Genomic DNA, 10813 nt, shown 5'->3' with positions numbered 1-10813 from the left:
GACCGGGCGGGCGGGCGGCGGGCCGCCGGCCGGCCCGCGCCGGTCAGGCGGTCAGCGGCCTCGCCGGCGCCCGCAGGCCGGGCGCCCACAGCAGCATCAGCGCCGTGCCGAAGCCCCAGGCGCCGTTCAGCAGCAGGCCGCGCCAGGGAATGGTGCCGTTCCAGGCCGGCAGGCCCTTCAGCCAGGGCACCAGCGTCACCGCCACCGCGGTCAGCGCCACCGCGCCGAAGATGGTGGAGAACAGGATGGCCGGCGGCCGCAGCGTCGCCAGCAGCGCCGCCAGGGCCATGCCCCAGACCCCGCCCCAGAAGGCCTGGGACAGCACCACCGGCACGCCCAGCGGCTTGGTCGCCGCCAGGTTGAAGGGCGGGTTGGTCTTGCCGAGCACTGACACGACGGCCGGGATGTCGTTGCCGACATGATGGAGCAGGAAGGCCGTGCCCTGGTGGAACACCAAGACGGCGGCGAAGCCGGCGACGAAACCGGCGAGGATCGTTCTGTACATCAATGGACCTTGGGGATCCCCTTGCGGTTGCAAAAGGGGGCGAGTGCGGGGGCCACCTTGCGGGCGGTCGCGGGGCAACGCAGGGTGAGGCCCGTTCGATGCCGCCTGGGGGAGTTGCCGTGAACGGAGCCGAAAGCCTTGTGAAGACGCTGCTGGGCAGCGGCGTCGATGTCTGCTTCGCCAATCCCGGCACCAGCGAGATGCATTTCGTCGCGGCGCTGGACCGCGTCCCCGGCATGCGCTGCGTGCTCGGCCTGCAGGAGAACATCGTCACCGGCGCCGCCGACGGCTACTGGCGCATGGCCGAGAAGCCGGCCTGCACCCTGCTGCATTGCGGCCCGGGCCTGGCCAATGGCCTGGGCAGCCTGCACGACGCCCGCCGCGCCCGCAGCGGCATCGTCAACATCGTCGGCGACCAGGCGGTGTACCACCGGCCCTTCGACGCGCCGCTGACCGCGGATACCGAGGGCTGGGCCCGCGGCGCCTCGGCCTGGGTCCGCACCTCCACCCGGTCGGAGGATGTCGGGGCCGATGCCGCGGTGGCGGTGCAGGCCGCGCGGACCTCGCCCGGGCAGGTGGCGACGCTGATCCTGCCCTCCGATTCGTCCTGGAACGAGGGCGGCGTGGTCGCCGCGCCGCTGCCGGTGCCGGCGCTGCCGCAGGCCGACCCGCACAGCATCCGCAACGCCGCGAAGCTGCTGCGGGAGAAGCGCAACGTCCTGCTGCTGCTGGGCGGCATCGCCCTGCGGGAAGGGGCGCAGGTCCAGGCCCACCGCATCGCCGCCGCCACCGGCGCGACGCTGCTGGCCGAAGGGTCCAACGCCCGTATCCAGCGCGGCCGCGGCCGGCTGCCGCTGGACCGCGTGCCCTACGTCAACGAGCAGGCGGTGGAGGCCCTGAAGCCCTACGAGCACATCGTCCTGGTCAACGCCAAGGAGCCGATCGGCTTCTTCGGCTATCCCGGCAGGCCCAGCCGCTTCTGGCAGCCCGGCTGCGAGATCCATGTCCTGACCCGGTTCGAGCACGATGCCGAGGCGGCGCTGCGGGCCCTGGCCGAGGAGCTGGGCGCCCCGGCCGCCGCCATCGCCGACCCCGGCCCGCGGCCGGAGGCGCCGCGCGGCGAGCTGAGCCCGGAGGGCCTGGCCCGCACCGTCGCCGCCCTGATGCCGGATGACAGCATCATCGTGGACGAGAGCGTGACCTATGGCCGCGGCTTCTTCCCCCACACCGTCGCCGCCCCGGCGCATGACTGGCTGCAGAATTGCGGCGGCGCCATCGGCTACGGCCCGCCGGTGGCGGCAGGGGCCGCCATCGGTGGCGGCGGCCGCCGGGTGATCGCGCTGCAGGCGGATGGCAGCGCGATGTATACGCCTCAGGCGCTCTGGACCCAGGCGCGGGAAAAGCTGCCGGTCACCACCGTCCTGCTGTCGAACCGCAAGTACCAGATCCTGATCGGCGAATACCGCAACGTGGGCGCCAATCCCGGCCGGACGGCGATGGACATGCTCGACCTGGGCAATCCCGATATCGGCTGGGTGCAGCTGGCGAATTCGATGGGGGTGGAGGCCGCCCAGGCCCGCACGCTGGAAGGCCTGGGCGACCTGATGGCCCAGTCCTTCGCCCGCCCGGGACCCTTCCTGATCGAGTTGCTGATCTGAAGACCCGGCCGCTTCGGCCGCTTCCGGCTCATGCTGTGCTGCAGCATGAGAATGCAGGCCTGAAACATACTTTCTGAGACTTCAGGTTTCGCGCAATCTCGGGGTAAACCAGGGGCCTGCATGATGCGCTGGACCCTGGCGGCCGGCGTCACGGCCTGCGCGCCGGAAGATCCGGCCCGGCGTCCTGCCCGCGACCCTCGCCGCCACAGGCAGCGGGGGTCCCGGACCAGCGGGCCGCCGGGGAAGGCCAGCGGAAGATAAGGGCTCCTGGCCAGGACCGGACGGCGCCGCGCGGCGTCATCCGGCCGGGGCAGGGACCCGTGGCAGGCAGGGGCAGGAGTGCGGGACATGCGGGCAGTGGCGGGTCCAGGTACGCGATGAACATGATCCACCAGCCGCATCCGGCGCCGGAGGGTGATGCGGTGCGGCCGGCCGTCCAGACCATCACCCTGCCGCCGGCCCCGCCCGCGCCGGGGGTGGGGCCTGCCGTTCCGCCCGCAACCCCGCCCGCCACCCCGCCGGAGGCCGCGCCGCCGGAGGCGCCGGCCAGCCGCCGCCGCCTCTGGATCCCCGTCCTGGTGATCGCGATCGCCGCCGGCGGCGGCTATGCCTGGCAGGTCTCGCAGCAGGACCGGCCGGTCCCGACCTCCCCGCCCGCCAGCAACACCGAGCCGCTGAGCCAGGGCGAGTTCCGCCTGTCCGACACCGAGATGCGCGCCCTGCGGATCGAGGAGATGCAGCTCCGCGACTTCCGGGCGGAGCGCGTGGCGGAAGGCCGCATCGCCTACAACGACGACCGGGCAACCCCGGTCTTCTCCCCCTACAACGGCCGCGTGCTGCGGGCGCAGGCCCGCCTGGGCGACATGGTCGCGGCCGGCGACACCCTGTTCGAGCTGGAGACGACCGACCTGGCCGGCGCCGCCAACGACCTGCTCGCGGCGGTGGACGGCGCCAGCAAGGCCAAGGCGACGCTCGACCAGGCGAAGCGGGAGGAAGCCCGGCAGGCCAGCCTCTACGGCGCCCGCGCCGCGTCCCTGCGCGACGTGGAGCAGGCCCGCACCAATGCCGCCACCGCGGCCGAGGACCTGCGCAGCGCCCAGGCCTCGCTGATGGCGGCGCGCGACAAGCTGCGCGTGCTTGGCCGCAGCCCGGAGCAGGTGGCGACCATCGAGCAGACCCGCATGGTGAACGCCGTGGTGCCGGTGACGGCGCCGATCGGCGGCACCGTGACCCAGCGCCGGGTCGGGCCGGGCCAGTGGCTCTCCACCGGCGCCTCGGACCCGGTCTTCACCATCGCCGACCTGTCCACCATGTGGCTGGTCGCGGCGGTGCGGGAACTGGATGCGCCGCTGATCAAGGTGGGGCAGCAGGTGAAGGTCACCGTCGGCGCCCTGCCGGACCGGGAATTCGATGCCCGCATCACCACCGTCGGCGCCGGGCTGGACCCGACCACCCGCCGCATGACCGTGCGCGCCGAGGTGCAGGACCCCGAGCGCCTGCTGAAGCCGGAGATGTTCGCCACCTTCCGCATCGCGGTGGGGGAGGAGCAGCGGGCCGTCGCGGTGCCGGTGAACGCGCTGATCTTCCGCGGCGCCGAGGCCAGCGTCTGGGTGGCGCTGGACGGCAACCGCTTCATGCTGCGCAAGGTCAAGCCCGGCATCCGCGCCGGCGACGTGGTCGAGGTGACCGACGGCCTGAAGGCCGGCGAGCATGTGGTCACCGGCGGCGCGCTGTTCATCGACCGGGCCGCCCGCATCGACTGACGCCGGCGCCGCCGCGCCCCCTGCCGCTGGCCGGTCCGGTGGTGGCCGCGGGCCGCATCGCGCGACCGTCGGCCGGTGCCGCCGGCCGGCATCCGCGGGGCGGGAAGCCGCCTCCGGCGGCCGGTGCGGCGCATCCCTGACGCGACACCCCCTGGCCGGCGCCCGCCCGGCCATGGCACAGAAGCCAGGGACGGCGACGCGCCGCCCCGACTCCCGCCAGGACCGCCGCCATGCGTCAGATCGTCGCCTTCTCGCTGCAGCGCCGGCCCCTGGTCATCCTGCTGTTCTTCGCCTTCATCGCGGTCGGGCTGGTCGGCTTCACCAAGCTGAACATCGAGGCCTATCCGGACCCGGTCCCGCCGCAGGTCGTCATCATCACCCAGAATCCGGGGCAGAGCGCCGAGGAGATCGAGCGCTACGTCACCATCCCGGTGGAGGTGGCGATGGCCGGGCTGCCCAACCTGACCTCGGTCCGCTCCACCAGCCTGTTCGGCCTGTCCGACGTGCGGGTGCAGTTCAACTTCAACTACACCTACGACCAGGCGCTGCAGCAGGTGCTGAACCGGCTGGGCCAGCTGCAGGACCTGCCGGAAGGCGTCTCCCCGCAGATCTCGCCGCTGTCGCCGATCGGCGAGATCATGCGCTACCGGCTGGTCGGGCCGCCCGGCTATTCCCTCGCCGACCTGAAGACGCTGCAGGACTGGGTGCTGGACCGCCGCTTCAAGCGGGTGCCGGGGGTGATCGACGTCACGTCCTTCGGCGGCCTGACGAAAAGCTACAACATCGTCGTCGACCTGCCGCGCATGGCGGCGCATGGCCTGACCCTGCCGGAGGTGATCCGGGCGGTCCGCGCCGGCAACGCCACGGTGGGGGCCGGCACCATCCGCATCGGGCCGCAGGCCGCCGTGGTGCAGGGCATCGGGCTGATCCGCAGCCTCGACGATGTCCGCGGCGTGGTGGTCGCGGCCGAGGGCGGGGTGCCGGTCCTGCTCTCCGACATCGCCGCGGTCGAGGTGGGGAACATGCCCCGGCTCGGCATCGCCGGGCATGAGCAGGACGACGACGTGGTGCTGGCGACGGTGCTGATGCGCCGCGGCGAGCAGACCCTGCCGACCATCCGCGGCGTGCAGCGGGAGGTGGAGCGGATCAATGCCGGCGGCGTGCTGCCGCCCGGCGTGCGCATCGTCCCCCTCTACGACCGGGAGGACCTGGTGAAGATCACCACCAAGACGGTGGTGAAGAACATCATCGAGGGCGTGATCCTCATCCTTGTCATCCAGTACCTCTTCCTCGGCGATTTCCGCGGCGCGCTGGTGGTGGCGGCGACCATCCCCTTCGCCTTCCTCTTCGCCATCCTGCTGATGCTGATGCGGGGGGAGAGCGCCAACCTGCTCTCCCTCGGCGCGCTGGACTTCGGGCTGCTGGTGGATGCCACCGTCATCATGGTGGAGAACATCTACCGCCATCTCGGCCTGGCCCGCGGCCATGCCCACCGCTACGTGCCGCCATCGGGCTCGAAGGAGCTGTCCGGCCTCTCGCTCACGGTCCTGCGGGCGGCGGGGGAGGTGGACAAGGCCATCTTCTTCTCGGCGCTGATCATCATCGCCGCCTTCATCCCGCTGTTCACGCTCGGCGGGATCGAGGGGCGGATCTTCGGCCCGATGTCGAAGACCTATGCCTACGCCATCATCGGCGCGCTGCTGGCGACCTTCACCATCACCCCCGCCTTGGCCGCCGCCCTGCTGAAGGAGGACAGCCGGGAACGCGACACGCCGGTGGTGCGCGCCCTGCGCTGGGGCCACAAGCGGCTCTATGCCCTGGCGATGCGGGCCCGCGCGGTCTGCCTGCTGCTGGCCGCCGCCCTGTTCGGCGGGGCACTGCTGCTGCTCTCCTCGCTCGGCGCCGAATTCCTGCCGACGCTGGAGGAAGGCAATCTCTGGGTCCGCGCCACCATGCCGGGCACCATCAGCCTCGAGGAAGGGCATGCCACGGTGAACCGCATCCGCGGCGTGCTGATGGAGTTCCCCGAGGTGATCACCGCCACCTCCCAGCAGGGGCGGCCGGACGACGGCACCGACAGCGCCGGCTTCTTCAATGCCGAGTTCTTCCTGCCGATGAAGCCGCCGCAGCAATGGACCACCGCCAAGAACCGCGACGAGCTGGTGCATGCCATGCAGGCCAGGCTGTCGCGCGAGTTCATCGGCGTCGAGTTCAGCTATGCCCAGGCGATCAGCGACAACGTGCAGGAAGCGGCATCGGGCGTGAAGGGCGCCAACGCCATCAAGGTCTTCGGGCCGGAGCTCGACATCATCGCCCGCAAGGCGGAGGAGATCAGGAAGGTGCTGGCAGGGGTGGAGGGCGTGGCCGACCTCGCGGTCTTCCGCTCGCTCGGCCAGCCGACCGTCGCGCTGCAGATCGACCGGGCGCGGGCCGCCCGCTTCGGCCTTTCGGTCGAGGACATCAACGAGGTGGTGCAGGCGGCGATCGGCGGGCGGGAGGCCGGGCGGCTGTACGAGCCGGGCGGCGACCGCAATTTCCCGCTGATGGTGCGCCTCGACGCGCCCTTCCGCGACAGCCTGGAGGCGATCGGCCGCATCCCGGTGGGCGGCGACCGCGCCGCGACGCTGGCCGATGTGGCGAGCATCCGGCTGGTCTCCGGCGTGTCCTACATCTACCGGGAGGACGGGTCGCGCTACGTCCCCATCCGCTTCAGCGTCCGCGGCCGCGACCCGGCCAGCACGGTGGCCGAGGCGCAGGAGCTGGTGGAGCAGCAGGTGCAGCTGCCGCCCGGCTACCGGCTGGACTGGGTGGGCGAGTTCCGCAACCTGCAGGAGGCGCTGGGCCGGCTGATGGTGGTGGTGCCCGCGGCTCTCTGCCTCATCCTCGTCCTGCTCTATGTCCAGTTCAACACGCTGCGGGAGACGCTGCTGGTCTTCGCCATCGTCCCGCTCTCGCTCACCGGCGGCATCGCGGCGCTGGCCGCGGCCGGGCTCAACTTCTCCGTCCCCGCCGCCATCGGCTTCCTGGCGCTGTTCGGCATCACGGTGATGGAGGGGATCATCATGCTGTCCCACTTCAACCACCTGCGGCTGGAAGGCATGCCCTGGCGCGCCGCGCTGGACCAGGCCGGGGTGGACCGCATGCGCCCGGTCTTCATGACCTGCTTCGCCAGCTTCACCGGCCTGCTGCCCATGGCGCTCGCCACCGGCATCGGCGCCGATGTGCAGAAGCCGCTGGCGCTGGTCGTCGTCGGCGGCATCGGCCTCGTGCCGCTCTTCATCCTGGTGGTCTTCCCCGTCATGATCGATCTCTTCGGCAAGCCGCGGCACCTGCGGCAGGAACACCGGCCCGCCAGGGCGCTGGGGGCCCGGGCATGAGGCTGCCGCCGATGCGCCTGCCGGCCGCCGCCGCGCTCGCCCTTGCCGTGCTGGCCGGCCCGGCCGGGGCGCAGACCAGCATCCCGGCCGCCGCCGGCAGCCTGCCCCTGCCGGTCGGCCAGGCGGCGCGGCCGCTGACCCTGGCCGAGGCGGAATCCCTGCTGGTCGAGCGCAACCTGGTCGTCATCGCCGCCCGCCGCGGCGTGGATGCGGCGCGCGCCAACCGGCTCGTCGCCGCCTCCCTCCCGCCGCCGCAGGTGGTGGTCGGCAACAGCTTCGCCCAGTTCAACGAGACGGCGCAGGGCGCGCTGAAGGGCGCCCGCTTCCTCTCGCCCGGCAACAACATCCAGACCGGGCTGCAGGTGCTGGTGGAGCGCGGCAACAAGCGCACCCTGCGCACCCGCGTCGCCGAGGACCAGATCGGCGCCGCCGAGGCACAGGTGCTGGACGCGGTCCGCACCTCGCTCTTCGCCCTGCGCCAGGCCTTCCTGGGCGCGCTGCTGGCGCGCGCCAACCTGGAGGTTGCGCTGGGCAACCGGCAGAGCCTGGACCGCACCGAGGCGCTGCTGCGCCGGCAGCTGCGCGACGGCGCCATCCCGGAAGGCGACCTGCTGCGCTTCCAGGCCAGCCGGCTGCAGTTCGAATCCGACGTCACCACCAATGCCCAGGCCTATGCGGCGGGCGTCGCCGCGGTGGCGGCGCTGCTCTCCGCCGACCCGGCCGCCTTCCAGGCCGGCGCCGGGACCATCCCGGCGCTGGGCATCAACCCGTCCCAGCCCGGACGGCTGGGCCCGCCGGAGCCCGGCCCGCGCGGCCGCGCCGAGGCGCCGCCGGGCCCGGCCAGCGCGCCGACCAGCGTGCGCACCATCCTCTCCCCCGTCGCCTTCGACGTGCGCGGGCGGTTCGACGCGGTGCCCGACCTCGGCATCGGCCGGGACGAGCTGGCCTCGGCGATCGGCAGCCGGGCCGATGTGGTGGCGGCGCAGCGGCAGCTGGCGGCGGCCAATTCCAACCGCCTGCTGGCCGAGGCCGGGCAGTCCCGCGACGTCACCGTCAGCGGATCCTGGGGGCGCTCGCGCCTGTCGCAGGACCTGCCGAATTCGCGCGACCAGCTGGATGCGGTGAACAGCTTCGGCATCCAGTTCTCCGTGCCGATCTTCACCCAGCAGATCGTGCGCGGGAACATCGGCGTCGCCAGCGCCCAGGCCGGCCAGGCGGAGGCGCAGGCGCGCGCCGCGCTGCTGCAGGCCCGCGCCGATTTCGCCGCCGGCTGGGCGACCTACGAGCAGGCGCGGGCGCTGCTCAACCTCTATACCGGCGGGGCGCTGAACCGGGCGGAGGAAGCCTATCGCAGCACCGAGCAGGCCTACCTGGCCGGCGGCCGCAGCCTGATCGACGTGCTGGATGCGCTGAGGGTGCTGAACGCGACGCGGGTGCAGGCCAACCAGGCGCGCTATGCCTACCTGCTGTCGCTGGCGCAGCTGGAGCAGGCGACCGGCGTCTCAGGCATCGCGCCAAGGCTGTAGGGCGGCGCCGGCCGATCAACCCCTGGGGAGAGCGCGGCAGGGGCCCTTGCCCCGCCCGGCACCGCCGTTCCAGTGTCGCCCGCGACGCCACAGGGATGTCCGCCGCATGCACCTTCCGATTCTGCTCCTCGCCGGCCTGCTCGCCGCCTGCAGCCCGACCTTCACCAGCACGCCGGAGCCGCAGCAGGTGATCATCGTGCCGCCGGGCGGCACGGTGGTCTGCCCCGGCGGCGGCGCGCCGCCCTGCCGCTGACGGGGCCGGGACGCCGCGGGCACCGCGCGCCGGGATGACGCGGCGGCAGGGCGCGGGACAGGATGGCCGGGGCGGCCCGGCAGCGTTGCCGGACCGCCCGCGGCATCACGCCGCGCAGCCCAGCGGCGCGAGTTGCGCCAGCACGGCGCCGGCCAGCACCACCCCGCCCTCCGAGACCGGCAGGCCGGCCTGCCGCAGCGCCGCCGCCGTCCAGGTGTTGCAGGTGAAGCCGAGCGAGTAGCCGGGCACCGCTTCGTAGAACAGGCTGCCGCGCAGCGCCCCGGGATGCGCCGGCACCGGCGCGCCAGCCTCCCTCCGCAGGCTGTCGCCGATGAAGCGGCAGAGCGGCGCGAGGCCGCCCGGCGGCAGCGCCAGGCCGATGACGCGGCCCGGATAGACCGCGTCCGGCGGCAGGCGCAGGCCCTTCACCTGGACCACGCCCAGCCCGGGCAGCGGGCCGAGCAGCAATTCCTCCGCCGCCCCCGCTTCGGCCAGCACGAAGCTGCGCTTGCCGAAGCCGAAGGCCAGCACCGCGGCGCCGGCGAAGGGCGCCTGGAAGGCGGCCAGCGGCCCGGCGAGGTCGTCCCGGCGCAGCACGATCTCCGTATGCCAGCCATGCCCGACCACCCAGGCATCGGCGCCGGCCGCCGCGGCGCAGGGGTGGGACGGGCGCGCGGCGCAGCCGCCGAGCAGGCCGAGCGCCGCGGCCGCGGCCTTGCGACGGGACAGGGCGGGCGCGATAGTCACGCCCAAGGCGTTCGCATGCGCGCGGCGCGGCGACAAGCGGGGGAACGGCGACATGGACATGGGGCTTCGCGGCAAGCGGGTGCTGATCACCGGCGGCTCGAAGGGCATCGGCCTGGCCTGCGCCCAGGCCTTCGCCGAAGCGGGCTGCGACCTCGTCCTCGCCTCCCGCGACCAGGCGGCGCTGGACCAGGCGGCCGGCGCCATCCGCGCCCGCCACCAGGTGAACATCGCGGTCCATGCCGGCGACCTGGGCGATGCCGCGGCGCGCACGGCGCTGCATGCCGCGCATCCGCAGGTGGACGTGCTGGTGAACAATGCCGGCGCCATCCCGGGCGGCACCGTGCACGACATCTCGTTGGAGCGCTGGCAGCAGGCCTGGGCGCTGAAGGTCTTCGGCTACATCCACCTGACGCAGCTGTATCTGCCGGCCATGGAGGCGCGGGGCGACGGCGTCTTCGTCAACATCATCGGCATGGCCGGCCGCGCCCCGCGCGCCGACTACATCTGCGGCGCGGCGGGCAATGCCTCCCTGATCGCCTTTACCGCGGCGCTGGGCGGCAAGGCGCCGGACAGCAATGTGCGCGTGGTCGGCATCGCGCCCGGCGCGACGATGACGGAGCGGATCATCACGCTGAGCAAGTCGCGCGCGAAGACGAAGTTCGGCGACGAGGCGCGGTGGGAGGAGATGCTGGCCGGCCTGCCGCTGGGCCGCGCCGGCAAGCCGGAGGAGATCGCCGATCTGGCGGTGTTCTGCGCCAGCCCGCGCGGCGGGTATCTCAGCGGCACGACGATCGAGGTCGATGCCGGCGCGCAGTATCGCGGCTGACCTCCGGTTGGCGGAGGGCGGAGCCGCCTGCGGCGAGCACCGGTGCCGTGAACCGGCGGTCGCACACCGGCCCTCCGATCGGCGGAGGCGGAGCCGCCTGCGGCGGGCACCGGAGCCGTGAATCGGCGGTCGCACACCGGCCCTCCGATCGGCGGAGG

8 protein-coding genes are annotated in these 10813 nt (G+C 73.3%); 6 read left to right on the top strand and 2 right to left on the bottom strand.

The window, feature by feature from the left end; translation table 11 throughout:
* Positions 1 to 43: 43 nt before the first annotated feature.
* Positions 44 to 505, bottom strand: a complete 462-nt coding sequence (locus tag E2C05_RS11515) for a hypothetical protein (protein WP_133219775.1) — start codon at positions 503 to 505, stop codon at positions 44 to 46.
* A gap of 119 nt (positions 506 to 624) precedes the next feature.
* Here E2C05_RS11515 and E2C05_RS11510 point away from each other — a divergent pair, with 119 nt between their 5' ends.
* The 5 genes from E2C05_RS11510 to E2C05_RS32940 all read left to right on the top strand — a co-directional run bounded on the left by E2C05_RS11510 (position 625) and on the right by E2C05_RS32940 (position 9082).
* On the top strand, positions 625 to 2163 hold the full coding sequence (locus E2C05_RS11510; RefSeq protein WP_133219774.1) for an acetolactate synthase large subunit: 1539 nt from the start codon (positions 625 to 627) through the stop codon (positions 2161 to 2163).
* A 377-nt stretch (positions 2164 to 2540) separates the two neighbouring features.
* Positions 2541 to 3926, top strand: coding sequence for an efflux RND transporter periplasmic adaptor subunit (locus E2C05_RS11505; RefSeq protein WP_205082785.1), 1386 nt, complete (start codon positions 2541 to 2543; stop codon positions 3924 to 3926).
* 230 nt (positions 3927 to 4156) lie between these two features.
* Complete coding sequence (locus E2C05_RS11500; protein ID WP_133219772.1) at positions 4157 to 7303, top strand: efflux RND transporter permease subunit; 3147 nt, start codon at positions 4157 to 4159, stop codon at positions 7301 to 7303.
* 11 nt (positions 7304 to 7314) lie between these two features.
* Positions 7315 to 8829, top strand: coding sequence for a TolC family protein (locus E2C05_RS11495; RefSeq protein ID WP_158292062.1), 1515 nt, complete (start codon positions 7315 to 7317; stop codon positions 8827 to 8829).
* Positions 8830 to 8935: 106 nt separating this feature from the next.
* Positions 8936 to 9082, top strand: a complete 147-nt coding sequence (locus tag E2C05_RS32940; RefSeq protein ID WP_158292061.1) for a hypothetical protein — start codon at positions 8936 to 8938, stop codon at positions 9080 to 9082.
* A 105-nt stretch (positions 9083 to 9187) separates the two neighbouring features.
* Here the strand turns inward: E2C05_RS32940 and E2C05_RS11490 are convergent, their stop codons facing one another.
* Complete coding sequence (locus tag E2C05_RS11490) at positions 9188 to 9829, bottom strand: DUF2459 domain-containing protein (protein WP_158292060.1); 642 nt, start codon at positions 9827 to 9829, stop codon at positions 9188 to 9190.
* Between the two features lie 52 nt (positions 9830 to 9881).
* Between E2C05_RS11490 and E2C05_RS11485 the strand changes: the two genes are divergently transcribed.
* Entirely contained in the window at positions 9882 to 10655 is a 774-nt protein-coding gene (locus E2C05_RS11485; protein ID WP_133219769.1) for a short-chain dehydrogenase/reductase, read from the top strand.
* The last annotated feature ends 158 nt before the right edge of the window (positions 10656 to 10813 follow it).

The organism is Paracraurococcus ruber (genome assembly GCF_004353985.1).
GTDB classification, from domain to species: domain Bacteria; phylum Pseudomonadota; class Alphaproteobacteria; order Acetobacterales; family Acetobacteraceae; genus Paracraurococcus; species Paracraurococcus ruber.
This window is presented reverse-complemented; position numbering and strand designations above follow the sequence as displayed.

Coding starts and splice junctions, on each gene's coding strand:
- E2C05_RS11515 (WP_133219775.1), bottom strand. CDS start 505: ATGTACAGAACGATCCTCGCCGGTTTCGTCGCCGGCTTCGCCGCCGTC.
- E2C05_RS11505 (WP_205082785.1), top strand. CDS start 2,541: ATGAACATGATCCACCAGCCGCATCCGGCGCCGGAGGGTGATGCGGTG.
- E2C05_RS11500 (WP_133219772.1), top strand. CDS start 4,157: ATGCGTCAGATCGTCGCCTTCTCGCTGCAGCGCCGGCCCCTGGTCATC.
- E2C05_RS11495 (WP_158292062.1), top strand. CDS start 7,315: ATGCGCCTGCCGGCCGCCGCCGCGCTCGCCCTTGCCGTGCTGGCCGGC.
- E2C05_RS32940 (WP_158292061.1), top strand. CDS start 8,936: ATGCACCTTCCGATTCTGCTCCTCGCCGGCCTGCTCGCCGCCTGCAGC.
- E2C05_RS11485 (WP_133219769.1), top strand. CDS start 9,882: ATGGACATGGGGCTTCGCGGCAAGCGGGTGCTGATCACCGGCGGCTCG.